We start from the raw sequence: 16,618 nt of genomic DNA on the forward strand, positions 1-16,618 counted from the left end.
TCAAGCCTTCAGGGCGGCAAACCCAAAAGAAACTTAAACCCGCCGCGCGAAGACACATAAACTCACAGGCAAACCTTAAAACTGCTGGTCAGATGGATTTTTAGCACCCAAAAGAGCTTTAATTTTAAGTGAAAGTACCGCTCGGTACGAGGTCGAAAAAGCCTCCACTTAACACCTGAAGCAGAAAGAGGTGCCCGCCATGTTCCGCCTCCCATTCGGACATAAAGCCACAAAGATCGTCGCCCCGGTTGCTGCCGTTGCAGCACTCTTCGCCGGTTCCATCAACGCCCCTGCTCAGGCTGGTAGTTCCTTCAGTGCATTCAACCCGGCTGACTTCGGCTTCACCATGCCGTCCGTTGCCGGCCCGGCAGCCCCGGCTCCGCACGCTGCAGCCAGCGTTCAAGGCCTCATTAATCAAACCAATGCGCAACGTGTGGCCAATGGCCTCGCACCGCTGCGCGTTGACCCGAACCTGACCAACCTGGCACAGGATTGGGCCAACACCTTGAGCCGCGATGGCAGGACTCGCCACCGTCCGAACTACTGGACCTTCTACCCCGCCGGCCTACCCGCTGGTGGTGAGAACGTCCTCCAGGCATGGAGCGACTACTCCGATGCCAGCCTGGTGAAGCTGTGGATGGATTCCCCCGGCCACCGCAAGAACTTGCTCGACCCCCGCGCTAAGTCCGTGGGAATCGGCCTGACCGTCGCCCCCGACGGCCGGTTGTACGCCGTGCAGAACTTTGGGCGGTAGATCTAAAACCCGAAAGGGGCGCAGTTAGGCGGCTCATCCTGCGCCCCTGGGTGTTCACTCGCTGCACGCTATAGTGGACTCCATGCTCACGCGACTCGAAGTTGATGGTTTCAAGAACCTCAAGAATTTCAGTGTCGATCTCGGCCCTTACACCTGCATCGTGGGCCGCAATGCTGTCGGCAAGTCAAATATCTTCGACGCAATTTCTTTCTTCGGCTCAACAGCCAATGCCTCTCTCAACGATGCCGCCGCCAATCTCCGCGGTCTGCGTGGCGATATCAGCGAAATCTTTGGCAACGACACGAACTCGATCACGTTTGCCGCCGAGATGATCGTCCCCGCAACTTTTCGAGATGACTTCGGACAAGAAGTAGAAATCACCACGACTTTCCTGCGGTACGAGCTTGAATTCCAACTCGTGGAGCAGGAATTCACTGCGGATCAAGTCGTGCGAACCATCGAACTTGTCCGTGAGGATCTCACGGCACTCACCCAAAAGGACGCCCGTGAAAGGCACCCCTGGGCTGCAGAAGCATTTCGCAAGACTGCTATTAAAAGCACAGGTGGCCGCCCCGCGTTCATTAAGACAACGGCCGAAGACTCCATCGAGGTTAAGTCGGGTAGAAGGGGGCGCAATCCGCACCTTCCCCTGAAGGAAGTTCGCTCCACGGTTCTATCCGTCTACGGGCGCAGCGCGGATTACCCAGCAATTGCTGCAGTACGTAGAGAGCTTTCCACGTGGAAGCTACTGGGCCTTGAGCCGAGTGCGATGCGTGCTCCGAGCGCGATGAGTGATCCGTCAAGCGTCGATGCCCGCGGCGCCAACCTCCCGGCGACCCTCGCCCGCCTCACGCAGGAAATCGGCGATCAAGCAACTGTTCAATTAGAAGACACGCTCCTCGATCTCGTTGATGTTCGCTCGATTGACCTCGACATCGACAGCTCGCGTCAGTTGATCACGCTTCAAGCAGAAATTGGCAATGCACCGCTGCTTCCCGCGCGTGCGCTCTCGGATGGAACACTGCGTTTTATCGTCCTGGGTCTCCTCGCCATCGACCCCAGCACGAACGACGTTTTATGCTTCGAAGAACCAGAAAACGGCATTTATCCCGACAAGCTTCGCGCTATGTATACGCTCCTGCATGAGCTGGCTGTCGATTCACGCCACCAAGTGGGCCCGGACAATCCCCTGCAGCAAATGATTGTGAACTCCCACTCCCCTGCCTATTTATCCCTACACCAAGAGGATTGGGGCGAACTACTTGTCGCCGATAGCCACCCCATTGACAACTCCTTAAGGCTCCTTCCAGTCCTTGGCAGCGAGAATTGGCGGACCATAAATCCAGGAACACCGGGCGTTATCGCAACGGTCATCGAAGAAATCCTCCACGTTTCCTTGAAGCATCAGGATGAAGCTGCTTGAAGCACAACTACTGGGACACCGGTCCAGAGGCGGCAACCCCACCGACAACAGCAACAGCGTCGAAGCCCCTCCACACTCGTTACGAGCACGCCGCGGCCATGCGAGATGTACCCCACGGAGAGCAACAACTCACGCTGCGTGGGCTTAACTTACTTGATTTAAGCACCAGGCGTTTGCATGGCGCTACGCCGCGTGTACTCAAGGTCCTTTCCGTAAATAGTCAAGCCCGTGATGTCGTGCTGGTCCGATTTCCGGAAGATGAAGGATGCCAGATAGCCGATAACGAGAGTTCCTACGAACGCGACAATCGAGACCAAGAATGGGCCTTGGTCCAGCTTTCCAGCGAAGTACGCAGCAATCGCTCCGCAAAGGAGCCCGATGAGAACGCCATTGGAATTTGCGGACTTCGTAAAGATACCCAAGACAAATACCGCAGTGAGCGGAACTCCAAAAAGACCGGTGATCGCGAGGAACAGGTCCCACAGGTCCGACTGGTTGGTAATGATGAGATACAGCGCAACGGCCAATCCGAAGGTTCCGGCAACGATGATGACCAGGCGAGAGAAAGTAACCGACGCTTCCTTCGGGGAGAAGCGGTTATAGATATCCACGACAACGCACGCGGAAATCGAGTTGAGCGAAGAAGAAATTGTCGATTGCGCAGCCGCCAAGATGGCAGCAATCAAGAGTCCGGCAATGCCTGCAGGCAGCTCCGAAAGAATGAAATACGGCACTACAGCAGAAGTGTTGACTCCCTCAGGCAGACCACCCTTCGCTTCGTAGAAGTTATACAAAGCCGTTCCCATCCCGTAGAACAGCGGAATAGTTATCAGCGCCAGAATTCCGTTGACGATGAGAGACTTCTTCGTCGCTTGAATCGTAGGAGTCGTTTGGTAGCGCTGAACGACGTCCTGAGAAGAGGTGTACTGGTGCAAGCTGTTCAGTACATTTCCGATAAAGATGAATGGTATCGAGGAGAAGACTGCATTCGTGGTGAAGTTGTCCGCTGAGTAGAACTTTCCTTCTTCAGCGGCGTTAACCACCGCACCGCTAAATCCGTCGGGAGTCATAGCCATGGCCGTCAGCACTACCGCTGCAGCGCCAGCCAGCAGCAGGACACCCTGAATCACATCAGACCAAATCACGCCTTCCATGCCTCCCAGGAAGGTGTACACAATACAAAGAGCGCCTACAAACGCGGCGACGACCAGCGGGTTGATATCTGCCACCGACGTGATCGCCAATGTTGGCAAATAGATAACGATGGCGATGCGCCCGACGTGATAAAGAACGAAGAGGAGCGAGCCGAGGACTCGGAGGGCTACGGAGAATCTCTCCTCGAGGTATTCGTAGGCCGTAGTGACATCCAGCTTCCTGAAGAACGGAACATAGTAACCGATCAAAATTGGAACAATGGCAAAAATAGCGAGGTTACCAGCCGAGTAAGCCCAGTCAGTCAGATACGCCTTTTCCGGAGTGGACATAAACGTGATGGCAGACAGCGTCGTGGCATAGATTGAGAATCCTGCCGCCCAGCCAGGAATCCTGCCACCCGCTTTGAAGAATTCGTCCTGATCACTGCCGGCCCTACGCGCAAAATAAGCGCCGACAAGAAGCATTCCCAGGAGATAGAGGATCAGAACTATCCAGTTGAGTGTTCCGAATGATTGCATTTGGCCTTCCCTTCAGGGCTTTCGATATAGAGAGCTAAATCACTCTCTAATTTGTCTGTGCAACAAAGCATGTTAGAAGATACAATACATCAGACGTCTGATGTTTGAAGGGATTTAAGATATAGCCGTCTACCCCTGATCGTCAGAGCGGAGTGCTACTCCCCCGCAGCGCTCATCCTTTAAGTACCCCGCCAACGTGGAAGGCTTAAGATATATCGAAAAGAAAAGAGGGATTAACCAGTGCACACCGGAACGTGGGGATTCAGTGAAGCCACACATCGCCCTGCCTCAACCACCCAGCAGGCTGTAGAAGGCATCAAACAATACATTCGGGACAACGCCCTCAAGCCCGGGGACACTTTGCCAACCGAATCAGAGCTCTGCGAAGAGCTTGGCTTCTCTCGCTCCTCTGTCCGAGAGGCCATCAGAATCCTAACGACGCTAGATATCGTCGACGTCAGGCACGGAACAGGAACGTTTGTCTCCAGCACGTCCCTCAAAGCTCTAGTTCAAGGACTCATTTTTCGAGCGACTCTCGACGCTGATGACAACCTTGAAACACTTCGTGATGTAGTGGAAATCCGGCAGGCGATTGATCTTGCTATCGGGCAAGAAATCACAGCCAAACTCGACCCCTCGAAGCTAGAGCAGTTGAGCATCATCGTGGAAAAGATGTCAGCCAAGCGGAAGCAGGGCCTAAACTTTGCCGAAGAGGATCGGGAGTTCCATCAGGTGCTGCTTTCCGAAATTGATAACCCGATCATCCGTGAGCTCAATGATGCCTTTTGGCAAGTGCACATGAACGTCATTCCGCTTCGCAAGTTGGAAGAACCACAGGACTTCAGCAGGACGGTTCGCGCGCACCAAGACATCGTCGATGCTCTACAGAACAATGACCTGAAGAAGTATCAAGAGTCTGTACTCAGGCATTACGAGCCTCTGCTGACTTCGCTGTGACAATCCGCGTCAGCTATTGAAGCTCCGCGTAATCCAGGCAGGATCTGTGATGGCAGTGCCAATGATGATTGCATCGGCGCCAGCGCGCTTTCCTGCAGCCACATCATCGCGCGAGGCAAACCTGCCTTCGCCTATCAAAAAAGCATCTTCACCACAGAGCCGTCGCCCCTCTGCCAAGCATTCAAGATCCGGACCTTCAGTCTTGCTCCGGAATTCTGTATAGCCGGCCAGCGTCGTTGAAATGATATCCGCCCCCGTGTGGTGCGCCTGCTGCATTTCTTCCGGGGTTGAACAATCGGCCATTGACAAGACATTAAGCCGGTGACACTCTGCGACAAGATCAGAAAAGCTTGAGCCATCAGGCCTAGGGCGATCCGTGGCATCTGCACAGATAACAGCTGCCCCTGCCTCAGCCAATCGACGGACGGACTCTACAGTTGGCGTGATATAAACCCCCTCACTCCCCTCCTTTGTAAGGCCGAAAACTGGTACATCTACTGCAGCTGCGATTGCCTCGACATCCTCGATGCCGCCATACCCGCCACACCGGATTGCACGGCTTCCTCCCTCAACGCACGCACGAGCGACATGCGTCAAGGTATGGGTATCGCGCATTGGGTGACCATCTGGCGCTTGCACCGAGACAATCACCGAGTTTCGAATTAACCCTTGGACTTCTTCTCGGCGTTCCGCCAGTTCACTACTCTTAAACCTAAACATATACCTGAGCCTTCTTCTGGATATATCGCAGATAAACGGTGCTAAAAAGCGTTATCTCGAGCAAAAGCCGCTGCACCCACTAACGGTGCTGTCGCCGGAGATTCAGTAACCCGAATTGCAACGGAGCGATTCGGCTTCAATGCGAAATCCTCTATGGCCTGACGGAATGGTTCTTCCACAGCGGCACCAATCTGACACACACCGCCGCCCAAGACAACGGCATCAAGATCAAGAGCCGAAACAAGACCAGCCACCGCACGGCCAAGGCCATAAGAATTCCCTCGAATAATCCGGGAAGCGAGTTCATCTCCCTGGTTCATTCTTTCCACGACCTTTTCGAGGGGAAGCACTAACTGGGCCCGTTCCTTCCACTGCACCCGCTCGCTCGCCGGGTTCGTAGAAAATTCTTCATAATACGCAGCCAAGCTATTGCCGCTCATAATGTTTTCGGCGCGGTCCGCAAAGCCCCGGAAATCAGCGCACAAGAGCTCCGAAAACTCTCCGGCCGATCCGGTAGGTCCGCTGAGCAGACTCCCGTTATCGCTTACCGCACCACCGACACCAGTTCCCAACGAAAGGTACAGGACTCTGCCGGACTGGAACTCCCTCGCGGCTCCGAGCATCAGCTCTCCGTACGCCCAGACTCTCACATCATTGTGAACAGCACACGGAAGGTCAACAACCTCTTTCGCGACCTCACGAAGATTGGTACCAGACCAGTTCTTAATGGTGTCCCCGTTGTAGGTGACGAGTCCCTCAGGTGCCTGAATCACTCCTGGCGAACCAATGCCGATTCGCGCCGGGGCAATGCCCGATCCTTCCAACGCCAGCTGAACGGCTTTCTTAATCTGCTCCTGTGGCGAAGCACCGGCCGGCTGGGTAGGAATCTTTCCCAACGCAACTGCCTGCGTTGGGTCTTCATCAGACACGAAGCCCCAACCAATCTTTGTTGCACCGACATCAAGCGCAAGGGTACTAGTCACTCTTCACTCGTTTCGTCGTAGTTCAGCGAAATTAGGGCTCGATCACCTGAGCGGCATCGACGATCTCATGAATCTTAGCCAGCTCCTCATCATTCAGAGCGACGTGCGGACGGGACATCAGCCCCGACGGAAAGACGCCCAGGTGGTGAAGCGCTGCCTTGAAGCTGCCGAGACCTTGCGAGCTTCCGCCCATGCGGGTCCCATCGCCCACACCAACGATGGTGAAAAGGTCACAAATCTTAGACTGCAATTCCGCGGCCTCGGCATACGCCCCGTCCACCAGTAGCTCATGCAACTTCACGTAGGAAACCGGGTCCACGTTGCCCAGACCAGGTACCACGCCATCGGCACCTGCCAGGTAAGCAAAGTCGACCGTAGTTTCCGAGCCAGTTAAAACCACAAAGTTTTTCACCCCAGCCTTGTCGCGGGCGCTAATCAGAGCACGCGTGTATCCATCATTGCCGCCAGAATCTTTAACGCCAGCGAGCACACCTTCCTTGGCGAGAGAAATAAGGGTAGAAATATCCAGTACCGAGTGAACACTGACCGGAATGTTGTACGCGTAGATGGGAGTCTCTGGCGCGGCTTCGTGAAGAAGTCGGAAGTGCTCAGCAATTTCTACATCGTGAGTACGAACATAAAAAGGGGCAGTGGCAACTAGACCCTGGACCCCGAGCGCGACGGCATCTTCAATATGCTCAATGACTCGCGGAGTCGTCATGTCAATCACGCCTGCAACTACCGGAACTCGCCCGCGAGCCTGTTCCGCCACCGTTGCAATGACTTCCTTACGCTGCTCTCGTGTAAGGAAAGCCACCTCACCTGAAGAACCGAGAACGAACAGACCATGAACACCAGCCTTAATCAGCCGTTCGGCCTGACGCTTGAGGGTATCGATGTCGACGGAGTAGTCCTCGTTAAACGGAGTCAGAAGCGGCGGTACAACGCCGTGCAGGAGCTGTGTGCTTGCAGTCATGTCTTGAACCCTTCCTATTCACCTTTTCACTTGAGTCATAAGACATCATACGTCTCCTGCGATTGTGATGCAGCTCCTTCCAGCGAAAGGAAGCAAAGGAAGAGAACTGACTAACCTAACCTGGCAACAGCTCGGAGGCCTCCCCACCACGCTCACTACGAGCACATCGCGGGCGCGCGAGGCTGCTACGTAGAGCAACGCCCGCTCGCGCTGCAGCGCCTCGCGGCTTACATCAAGCAAGATGACGTGCGTGAATTCTAAGCCCTTGGCGTTGTGCATCGTCATCACCGCCATCGGGCGCTCCCGGGACGTGCGCCGCCCAGTGCTCACGGCCACGCCCAGCTCGCCCAACTGCGTGGCGATCTCATCCTTGCGCGCATTAGTCCGGGTCAGCACACCGATGGAGACATCGTCATCCCCGAAGGTCCAGTCCCGGATACGCGCGGCCAAGGCCTCAGCTTCCTCCGCCTTGCTCGCAGAATTCAAGACAACCGGCGCAGGACCCTGGCGCAACGAACGATAACCATGCAGATCGTCGATATTCTCTTCCGAATCCACCCACTCGGCACCGTCCAGAATCGCCGTGGCATAGCCCAGGTTCTGCCGGGTCGTGCGGTAATTCACGCGCAGCTTCGTCGTGGCACGCCCTCGCGTTTCAATCCCGTAATCACGCAGCACCAACCGCTGCCCATAGATGCGCTGGTGCGCGCGACGTTGCTGACCAGCCAGTGCTCATCACAGCAGGAGATGGGTACATCGAGGGCGAGCTGGGAGTAGTCGGAAAGGCTCATGGAGTCCAAGGCATCAGCGGGGCTGGACCTTTTGGGAGGATTGCGGCTCAGGAGTTCGAGAACATTTCACCTGGCTAAGCCCAACACCAAACGCAGCCTTTTGCTAAAATGAATCTCCAGAGTTCTCCTCCCCTTTGCCCCTTTTAAGGCATGCTGGAGAAGACTATTCGCTACAGAGGAGGCTCCGGTGGGTTTCAACACCAACATGCACCAACTATCGGCGCTGATGCGCAATACCGAGAACGGAGAGATTCAGCTCCCCGATTTTCAGCGAAAGTACAAGTGGGAGGACGAGCGCGTCCGCCAGCTCCTCATAACCATCTTCCGTGGGCATCCGTTGGGCATCATCATGTTGCTGGAAACCGGCAATTCTTCTGTCAGGTTCAAGCCACGGCCCATCGAAAGCACCGAGGCGACTGCTACCTCCGAGCCCAAGTTCTTGCTTCTCGACGGCCAGCAACGACTGACATCGCTTACCCAAGCCCTCAAGGGTGATGGTGTTGTTCACACCAAAGACTCACGCGGCAAGCGCCTCGACCGCAGGTACTTCATCAATATCCAGAAGTCTATTGAGGATCCCTTCGAGCTGGATGAAGCAGTGATCTCGGTACCGGCTGATGGAGTTATTCGAACCAACTTTAACCGCGACATCGTTCTCGATCTCAGCAGCCTGGAGAAGCAACACGAAGCGGGTTATATCCCCGTTTCGCTACTGCTTGATCAGATGGGGCTTTTCGAATGGTTCGGCAAGCTAGGTGACACCGAGCTCATGACCGCATTCAGTGATGGGATCATCCGTCAGGTCAACGAATACAAGATTCCTGCAATTGAGCTGGACAAGCAGACGGACAAGGCAGCGGTGGCCACTGTCTTCGAAAAGGTCAATGTTGGTGGACTCCCACTCAACGTTTTTGAGCTCCTCACGGCGGTGTTTGCCGGCGATGCAGAGTACTACGACAAGTACCAGCGCGATTTCCGCCTCAACGATGACTGGGTGGAGACCAAGGAGCTGTGGAAAGAACATGACGTCCTCCACAAGGTGGAGAACACTGACTTCCTCCAAGCAATCACGATGCTGACAACTCTTGAGCGAAGCAAGCACTCCTCGGTAAGCCGCAAAGTCGGCCTGTCTGCCAAGAGGGAAGACGTTCTAAAGCTTGAGTTGAACGACTACCTCACTTGGCGCGACGCCCTGCGTCAAGGATTCATCTGGGCGGCAGGCTTCCTCGCAGATCTGCACATCTATCGGTTCAGGGATGTCCCCTACCCGAAGCAATTGGTTCCGCTTGCTGCCATTGCTGTTGTTCTTGGCAAGGAAGCAGACAAACACCACGTGAAAGAAAAGATCACGCAGTGGTTCTGGAGCGGAGTCTTGGGCGAGCTCTATGGCGCTGCTATTGAGACGCGCTTCGTACGTGACCTCGAAGGGGTACCTGCTTGGGCGATGGGTGAAGAAACTTCCGCCCCACGAACCGTGCAGGACGCTACCTTCGCTGAATCCCGCCTTCATTCTTTGCGCACCCGCAATGCCGCTGCCTACAAGGGCATCGCAGCACTCATCATGGCACAGGGCTCAACAGACTGGGTCGAGGGAAAACAATTCGGAGCATTCCAGTACAGGGACATGGCCGTGGATATTCACCATATTTTCCCTCAAGACTGGTGCAAGAAAAACGGAATTGATAACGAGCGCCGCGAATCCATCGTCAACAAGACGACGCTCAGCGCACGCACGAACCGCGTCATCGGTGGCGTCGCACCGTCACAATACCTATCCAAGGTTGAAAGCGAATCTGGCTTCGATGCCGACGGCGTGGACGACGTTCTCCGCGGACACCTCATTTCGCCCGAAGCACTGCGCAGCGATAACTTTGATGCTTTCTTCGAGCGTCGAAGGGAATCACTCTGCACACTCATTGAGGGTGCTCTGAAGAAGACGGTTCAGCGCGATGTCAGCGAAGGAAACGCTGTGGAAGACTCGTCATTCTTCGAGGAAGAAGCGCTTGAGGAGCCTGTCCAAACGGGAGTCGACCCCCTTTCGGAGGCCTAAGGCAAAGTTGCTTCCTCTCTGACCGACGCAGCCAGGCAGCTTTCGACCAAGAGCGACGGCACCACGCGTGTGCAGATTAGACAACTTGGCCGAACGCCGCTCTCAACCTCAGGACTCGCAATGAATGATATTCATACTCTTCGCACTCCCCGACTCAGTTTGTCGGCACCAACTGATGCCGACATAGACGCCATCTTTGCCATCCACTCGGACGCCCGCACTTACGAACACCGCCCTGACCTAGCTATGAAGACCAGGGAGGAAGCCACGGAGTTGGCACGCACATGGCAGGCCAACTGGCGCGAGAATCAGCTGGGCTACTACGTGGTATCCACGCTCGATGGCACGACCATAGGATTTACTGGCGTGCGCCATAGTGCGGAAGCTGGTGAAGAAGTACTCAACCTCTACTACCGCTTCGCACCCGAATCGCAGGGCAAAGGCTACGCAAAAGAGGCCGCAGCCGCTGCAATTGCCAGTGCGCGCGAGCGTTTCCCACAGCTCCCCGTCGTCGCCATCATCGACCCCACCAACGAGGCGTCGATTGCCCTAGCCTTGAAGCTCGGACTGCAGCACGTTCCTGGCGCCGGAGTGCCGGACGACTATGAGGTCTACCGACTGGGCTGATAAAAATATCTCGACACTCGCAGCTCAGCCACTCTTTTGAAACGTGGGAATGACTCCGTAGAACTGAAATGCCCTGGTTATTGATGCAGTCCCTGCAAGGGGAAGCGATCCGAAGGAAGATTTAGTTGCCACGAGCCCGGCAAGAAGGTCTTCAGGTAGCGAACAATCCCCTCCAGTACGGGCTTGGGAGTAAACGCGACGAAAGCACCCGCCAGTGCGGCAATCACCCCGATAGCAACGGCTGCTCCACGCGAAGATCCAATCGATGATTCTTCTCTCTTCCCATCGTTTGCTGGGCTGTTTGGCTTATCAGGAGTCTTCAAAGGTAAGAGCTCACCATGCCGCTTGATGTACTCGGAGAAGACATCGACGTCGATTGCCGTGCCCTCGGAAGTCACTGGCGCATCGACGAATGAATCGATCTTGTCGCCACCATTTACCACGTAGTTGCTAATGGCTAGTGAATAGGTGGCATTCATGTCCATTGACGTGCCATCATCGAGCTTTATCGCCGTGACGCGCTCGCCAAATGGCGCATTTATCTCGTAATCAAACGTGAATCCAGCAGTCCGCGGGAAGCCGTTTCCACCGTCTGGGTTGGATTCAATACCTTTTTCCAGCGCATCTTTAATCTGTGCGCCTGTCGCTTGAATCGCGATTGGTGAGTTTCCAAAAGGAAGCACCGATTGCGCATCGCGACGGGTTAATGTCCCTTCTTTCATGGCAGCACGCTGGCCGCCACCGTTTTGCCATCCAAGCTGGGTATCGAAATGTTCGCGGTATGCATCCGCTACCAACGGACCTAGTTCTGCTTTTGATAAAGTCTGCGTCGCAGTACCAAGTTGCTCGCCCAGTTGGCGGTCTAATTCACCGTAGAGTTTCTCGCTGCGTGTCTTCCACTCTTCGTTAGCGTTAAGCGATGGATTGACCGGATGGTTCACCACTTTCACTGTGTTCTCCTGTGTGGACCGGTCAACGGTGATGTCGAGGTGAACCAACGTTCCATAATCAGCGCGCGGTGCGACGATCGGCCGACCATCTGCGGTGTAGGTTACTTCTTCCGGTGATTGCGCCTCGTTTTCTTCACGCAACGCTGCTGCAAGCTCGGGATTCTCTTCCATTACCCGAGTGGTGTCTTCTTTTGAAATCTGGCTCAGCAAAACGATTGCATCGACGCCTTCTTCTTGGAGCTTGTTAACCCCGGCGCGTGCGGAATCAATGAAGTCCCCCACTACCACATCCTTGGCGGCTACCGTTCGATCAAGGTCGGCAGTAAGAGAAACAAACCCGACGGTGAGGTCGCCAGACTTAGCGGTGAACGTGGTCCCGTCATCACTGATCGGCTCGCCATTCTGGGTAGTCAGGTTGCTGGAAATCCACGGAAACTCGGCTTTTTCGATAAGGCTACGAGTATGGTCCACGCCGTAATCAAAGTCGTGGTTGCCAAAATTGCCAACGTCCACACCGAGTTCGTTAAAAGCCTCTACAAATGGCTCACCGCGAAAGACTGAGCCAAACAGGCTGCCGGCAGCAAGTTCTCCACCAAAGGCGACAATAGGGTCACCTTCTTCTTGGCGGGTTTTCTCGAGGGCAGTTGCTAAGTAGGCGATGCCACCTTGGTGGCTACCGTCATCCCAGGCTCGGGGCTCAAATTCCTTCATGTCCTGGAAGTAGACAACGTCTCCGGTCGCTACTGCCGCCTGACCTGGGTCCGATTCAGCAGCGACAGCGTTAGATGCGTTAAGAGAAAGAAGAGCAGTCCAAGCAAGAATAGTGTGACGATTGCGCATAGAGGAATCTTGCCTAACGCTGTTGGAGGGGTCCCAACCTTGAAGCAAAGTTTAGATGAACATTCATCGTCCACATGTTTACCGCTGGGCCCAAGCTACGAATACGCCTAGCCCGCAGGCATGCCCCTTCAGGAATCCCACGGTTCCAACGCCTTAACCGGATACCGCCCATCAACAGCAAAACGCTGGCACACCACCTGGGTGTCGTCGTTAATGCCTATCTCTCCGATGTAATCAACGAACTCGGGCGAGCGCCAGAACTGCTCATGCCCTGCGCGCCATTCGCTGGCATCGACGTAGCCCTCGCCCTCAGCGATGGCATGCTCATCGCTGACATCCGCAAGCCGACAGACCTGAACCTCGGTGGTGCGGATGACGCACACCACGTTGTCGTGTGAGTCGAGGACGGCCTCAAGGGTGCCCACATCATCGCGCGGGTCATGGCCGCGCGGGTGCTCAACCAGCAAGGATGACGTAGTGGTTTTCGTGCCGTTCAGGATGGCGGTGACGAGGGCGTCGCGAAGCGGGCCAGGGAATGCGAACTCGCCGCGAGGCAGTCCCGATATCGGTTCCAAAGCGTCCTGAGTCATACGTTTACAGTACGTGGCCAGTTAAAAGTTGCTGAGTGAGTACGCGCTCGCTTTCTGTTCCGACCGGCCCGATGCTCGCTCCCCCAAACTCGCTTCATCCACGACGATGTCCGGGCGCATCCCTTGCGCCAAAGATGCTCCTTACAAAGAACTTGTAAACCAACTTCTTTCCCAATCGCTCCATGCCGCGCCACTGCCTCCTATTAATAGCGACGCAGGCCCTTCTTCAAACTTCAAAGCTCTTCATAAACTTCAAAGAATTCACAAAATTCATAAACTTCACAAGACTTCAAAAGCTCTGTGGTCTAGAGTGAGGGACATGAATCCGAAACACACCAACCCTTTTACGGCTACTCTCGGCGCCACTCCCCCGCTGTTGGTTGGCCGCAGCGATGCCATTCGTGATTTCGGTTTTGCACTCGATGAAGGCCCTGGTGCCCATGAGAGGATCTCACTCATCATCGGACCACGCGGCATCGGCAAGACAGTCCTTCTTAATGCCTTCGAAGACGAAGCGCTCGAGCGTGGCTGGCTCACGCTCAGTGACACTGCAACGACCGGTTTTGTTGAGCGACTGCGTAGCAGCATTATTCAGCTTCTGGCTAAGGAGAGGAAACAGCTCAAAGGCCTCAACGTCTCTATCCTCGGCATTGGAGGCGGGCTCAATTGGGATACCCGAGCTATCGCAGAGTCCACGTACTCGCTCCGCAATGCACTCAAGGATTTACTGGCCTATAAACGTGAGCTCGACCGGAAATCCCGCCAGGAGCCCGGTGGGGTTCTTGTAACACTGGATGAAATGCACCATCAACGCAGCCAGGAGCTCATAGAGCTCGGCGCTACGATTCAACATTTAGTTCGCGAGGGTGAGGACATTTCCGTTGTCATGGCAGGCATCCCGTCCTCAATTAGACCTCTGCTTTCCGGGAAGCTGAACAGTCGTGGCGACACCAATCCAGTTACCTTTCTTCGACGTGCTAACCGCATTGAGCTGGGCAGGGTCTCCGATTCGGATGTACGTGAAGCACTGGAGGAACCCCTTCACAGCGCCGCCACCTCATGGTCACAGGACGCTTTGGAAACCGCGGTTGAGGCGTGCCATGGATATCCATTCATGATCCAACTCGTTGGCCAGTGCTCCTTTCGGGAAAAGGCGCGTACCGCTGACGGAGGTACCGAGATTTCTATCGACGCTGCCCGGCGCGGAGTCGCAACAGCACAGCGCAAGCTCGGCCAGCTTGTTCATGAGCCAGCGCTGTCGGACCTCTCCCCCGTCGACCGAAGCTTTTTGGTTTACATGGCCCAAAGCGATGGCCCTTCCAAGATGGCGGATATCAAGGCACGCTTCAATAAGACTGATTCTTATGTAGGCAACTATCGCCGCCGGCTTCTCGACGCCGAAATGATCACCACCACGGGCCACGGCGAAGTCGATTTCGCCTTGCCGTACTTACGCGACTACCTCCGCGAACACGCGGCAAGCCTCATAGCCGAGGACTTCGACGCCCAGTAGCGAGGCCTCCCTCGCCCTCGGACTGCACGCCACAACTACCCCCGCGCGTTTACATCTCTACTATTCGCGCAGAGTTTCCACTCTTTTCGAAGTTATTCACCAAGCTCGCCGGGCAATGCCGCCCCTGCCAGCGTCGGTGTTGCCGCAGTGACGGAAGGCGGGGCGTCGGCAAGCGCGGCGCGGAACCGCACCATGTGACAGCCCGTGCCGTGTGAATAAACGGGGATAATAGTATGCACACAGCCGCAAAACCTGCATCTACGTGGGCTTTCTTCGGCTTGCGGGAGCTTGAAAAAGTGCGAACTTTTCTTAGAATTGTCGTCTAGTTCACATGCCACCACCCGGGTGTCCCTACTCACCACATTAGGGAATAACACGGCACACCCCGCCGAGAAAGGTTCACACACATGACAACTCCCCCGCTGGGCGTTTGGTCCGAAGTTGGCAAGCTCCACCAGGTCATGGTGTGTGCGCCGGGGCTCGCGCACGAGCGGCTGACCCCCAGCAACTGTGGGGAGCTGCTTTTCGACGACGTCCTCTGGGTCGACGAAGCCAAGAAGCATCACGCGGAGTTCGTCGCCAAGCTGCGCAGCTACGGCGTCGAGGTGCTGGAGATGCACACGCTCCTAGAGGAAACCCTGGCCACCCCGGGCGGGCGCGATTTCATCCTGGATTTCAAGCTGCTGGATAAGAACGTTGGTGTCGGCATCGGCGGCGAGCTGCGCCACTGGTTCGAGGACATGTCTAACAAACGCCTGGCGGAGCTCCTCATCGGTGGGCTACCCTTCGCCGAAATCCCGGAAGGCCTGGGCCACGGCACCATCGACGCCATGCGAGAGGTCTACGGGCCTTCCGCTTTTGCGCTGCGCCCGCTGCCCAACACTCAGTACTCGCGGGATAACTCGGCGTGGATTTATGGCGGGGTCTCACTCAACCCCATGCGGATGCCGGCGCGCCACCAGGAAACACTGCTGACCAGAGCGATTTATAACTACCACCCGCGGTTTGCGCAGGCGGATTTTCAGTTTTGGTACGGAAATACCGATGAGGAGCCGGGCCTGGCTTCCCTGGAGGGCGGGGACATCATGCCGATCGGAAAGGGCATCGTCCTCGTCGGCATGGGTGAGCGCACCACCTGGCAGGGAGTAAGCCAGCTGGCCATGCGCCTGTTCCAGGAAGGCGCGGCCGAGAAGATCATCATCGCCGCCATGGCCGCCGACCGCGCCTCGATGCACCTGGACACCGTGCTCACCTTCCTGGATGCCGATAAGGTCACCGCCTACCCCAAGATCGTGGACACTATCCGGCCCATCGTGTTGCACCCCTCCACAAGCACGGCGCCTTTCGACGTCGAACTGCCCACCGAGTCTTTCCTCGAGGTCGTCGCCAAGGCACTTGGCGTCAGGAGCCTGCAAGTGGTGGAAACCGGTGGGGACACCTATGCCGCCGCCCGCGAGCAGTGGGACGACGCCAATAACGTCGTGGCCATTGAACCGGGCGTGGTGGTGGCTTATGACCGCAACAAGTACACCAATAAGAAGCTGCGCGCCGCCGGCATTGAGGTGGTCGAGATCGGCTCGGCGGAGTTGGGCCGCGGGCGCGGGGGCGGGCACTGCATGACCTGCCCTATTGTGCGTGATGCGGTGGATTATTAATCCGGACGCCCAAAGGAACTATCACGGCCTTATTCGAGACCCCAGTTGTACGCATATTCTATACGGGAACGCTCCAGCAGTACTGGTTCTACATCGCGCGAAGCACCTGCTAAAAC

The 16,618-nt window shown here is 55.9% G+C and carries 14 protein-coding genes; 7 read left to right on the forward strand and 7 right to left on the reverse strand.

What is annotated here, in order from left to right; genetic code table 11:
* Positions 1-199 precede the first annotated feature (199 nt).
* Positions 200-754 carry a CAP domain-containing protein gene (locus tag QP999_RS00555; RefSeq protein WP_284847354.1) on the forward strand — a complete coding sequence of 185 codons (555 nt, stop codon included), beginning with the start codon at positions 200-202 and terminating at the stop codon, positions 752-754.
* Positions 755-836: 82 nt separating this feature from the next.
* Positions 837-2,177 (forward strand): AAA family ATPase, encoded by a 1,341-nt coding sequence (locus tag QP999_RS00560; RefSeq protein WP_070597214.1) that lies wholly within the window; start codon positions 837-839, stop codon positions 2,175-2,177.
* Between the two features lie 158 nt (positions 2,178-2,335).
* Here the strand turns inward: QP999_RS00560 and QP999_RS00565 are convergent, their stop codons facing one another.
* Positions 2,336-3,850: a sodium:solute symporter family protein gene (locus QP999_RS00565; RefSeq protein WP_284847355.1), complete on the reverse strand. Its 1,515-nt coding sequence runs from the start codon at positions 3,848-3,850 to the stop codon at positions 2,336-2,338.
* Positions 3,851-4,090: 240 nt separating this feature from the next.
* On the opposite strand from QP999_RS00565, the gene QP999_RS00570 reads away from it, so the two are divergent.
* Positions 4,091-4,807: a FadR/GntR family transcriptional regulator gene (locus tag QP999_RS00570; protein ID WP_070523448.1), complete on the forward strand. Its 717-nt coding sequence runs from the start codon at positions 4,091-4,093 to the stop codon at positions 4,805-4,807.
* 9 nt (positions 4,808-4,816) lie between these two features.
* On the opposite strand, the gene QP999_RS00575 is transcribed toward QP999_RS00570, so the two are convergent.
* Genes QP999_RS00575 through QP999_RS00590 form a run of 4 tightly spaced genes read right to left on the reverse strand, consistent with a single transcriptional unit; the run spans position 4,817 to position 8,164 of the window.
* Positions 4,817-5,527 carry an N-acetylmannosamine-6-phosphate 2-epimerase gene (locus tag QP999_RS00575; protein WP_070523451.1) on the reverse strand — a complete coding sequence of 237 codons (711 nt, stop codon included), beginning with the start codon at positions 5,525-5,527 and terminating at the stop codon, positions 4,817-4,819.
* Positions 5,528-5,568: 41 nt separating this feature from the next.
* Positions 5,569-6,510 (reverse strand): ROK family protein, encoded by a 942-nt coding sequence (locus tag QP999_RS00580; RefSeq protein WP_070597211.1) that lies wholly within the window; start codon positions 6,508-6,510, stop codon positions 5,569-5,571.
* Positions 6,511-6,541: 31 nt separating this feature from the next.
* Positions 6,542-7,486: a dihydrodipicolinate synthase family protein gene (locus QP999_RS00585; protein ID WP_070523457.1), complete on the reverse strand. Its 945-nt coding sequence runs from the start codon at positions 7,484-7,486 to the stop codon at positions 6,542-6,544.
* Between the two features lie 45 nt (positions 7,487-7,531).
* On the reverse strand, positions 7,532-8,164 hold the full coding sequence (locus QP999_RS00590) for a 3'-5' exonuclease (protein WP_070597208.1): 633 nt from the start codon (positions 8,162-8,164) through the stop codon (positions 7,532-7,534).
* A gap of 300 nt (positions 8,165-8,464) precedes the next feature.
* On the opposite strand from QP999_RS00590, the gene QP999_RS00595 reads away from it, so the two are divergent.
* Together QP999_RS00595 and QP999_RS00600 are read left to right on the forward strand one after the other, a co-directional pair.
* Positions 8,465-10,327, forward strand: a complete 1,863-nt coding sequence (locus QP999_RS00595) for a GmrSD restriction endonuclease domain-containing protein (protein WP_284847356.1) — start codon at positions 8,465-8,467, stop codon at positions 10,325-10,327.
* Positions 10,328-10,447: 120 nt separating this feature from the next.
* The gene (locus tag QP999_RS00600) at positions 10,448-10,954 is read left to right on the forward strand and encodes a GNAT family N-acetyltransferase (protein WP_070523467.1); all 507 of its coding nucleotides are present in this window, start codon (positions 10,448-10,450) and stop codon (positions 10,952-10,954) included.
* A 77-nt stretch (positions 10,955-11,031) separates the two neighbouring features.
* Here the strand turns inward: QP999_RS00600 and QP999_RS00605 are convergent, their stop codons facing one another.
* Positions 11,032-12,744, reverse strand: a complete 1,713-nt coding sequence (locus tag QP999_RS00605; RefSeq protein ID WP_284847357.1) for a bifunctional metallophosphatase/5'-nucleotidase — start codon at positions 12,742-12,744, stop codon at positions 11,032-11,034.
* A 128-nt stretch (positions 12,745-12,872) separates the two neighbouring features.
* Positions 12,873-13,334 carry an ASCH domain-containing protein gene (locus QP999_RS00610; protein WP_284847358.1) on the reverse strand — a complete coding sequence of 154 codons (462 nt, stop codon included), beginning with the start codon at positions 13,332-13,334 and terminating at the stop codon, positions 12,873-12,875.
* A gap of 319 nt (positions 13,335-13,653) precedes the next feature.
* On the opposite strand from QP999_RS00610, the gene QP999_RS00615 reads away from it, so the two are divergent.
* Both QP999_RS00615 and QP999_RS00620 read left to right on the forward strand, forming a co-directional pair.
* Complete coding sequence (locus tag QP999_RS00615) at positions 13,654-14,847, forward strand: ATP-binding protein (RefSeq protein ID WP_284847359.1); 1,194 nt, start codon at positions 13,654-13,656, stop codon at positions 14,845-14,847.
* 407 nt (positions 14,848-15,254) lie between these two features.
* Entirely contained in the window at positions 15,255-16,502 is a 1,248-nt protein-coding gene (locus tag QP999_RS00620) for an arginine deiminase (RefSeq protein ID WP_284847360.1), read from the forward strand.
* The last annotated feature ends 116 nt before the right edge of the window (positions 16,503-16,618 follow it).

The organism is Corynebacterium sp. MSK004 (assembly GCF_030232515.1).
GTDB lineage: Bacteria > Actinomycetota > Actinomycetes > Mycobacteriales > Mycobacteriaceae > Corynebacterium > Corynebacterium hesseae.

What these genes read in the sequence shown, in the direction of transcription:
- QP999_RS00620 (WP_284847360.1), top strand. Translation starts at nt 15,255, where the DNA reads ATGACAACTCCCCCGCTGGGCGTTTGGTCCGAAGTTGGCAAGCTCCAC.
- QP999_RS00585 (WP_070523457.1), bottom strand. Translation starts at nt 7,486, where the DNA reads ATGACTGCAAGCACACAGCTCCTGCACGGCGTTGTACCGCCGCTTCTG.
- QP999_RS00605 (WP_284847357.1), bottom strand. Translation starts at nt 12,744, where the DNA reads ATGCGCAATCGTCACACTATTCTTGCTTGGACTGCTCTTCTTTCTCTT.
- QP999_RS00565 (WP_284847355.1), bottom strand. Translation starts at nt 3,850, where the DNA reads ATGCAATCATTCGGAACACTCAACTGGATAGTTCTGATCCTCTATCTC.
- QP999_RS00615 (WP_284847359.1), top strand. Translation starts at nt 13,654, where the DNA reads ATGAATCCGAAACACACCAACCCTTTTACGGCTACTCTCGGCGCCACT.
- QP999_RS00600 (WP_070523467.1), top strand. Translation starts at nt 10,448, where the DNA reads ATGAATGATATTCATACTCTTCGCACTCCCCGACTCAGTTTGTCGGCA.
- QP999_RS00560 (WP_070597214.1), top strand. Translation starts at nt 837, where the DNA reads ATGCTCACGCGACTCGAAGTTGATGGTTTCAAGAACCTCAAGAATTTC.
- QP999_RS00610 (WP_284847358.1), bottom strand. Translation starts at nt 13,334, where the DNA reads ATGACTCAGGACGCTTTGGAACCGATATCGGGACTGCCTCGCGGCGAG.
- QP999_RS00555 (WP_284847354.1), top strand. Translation starts at nt 200, where the DNA reads ATGTTCCGCCTCCCATTCGGACATAAAGCCACAAAGATCGTCGCCCCG.
- QP999_RS00575 (WP_070523451.1), bottom strand. Translation starts at nt 5,527, where the DNA reads ATGTTTAGGTTTAAGAGTAGTGAACTGGCGGAACGCCGAGAAGAAGTC.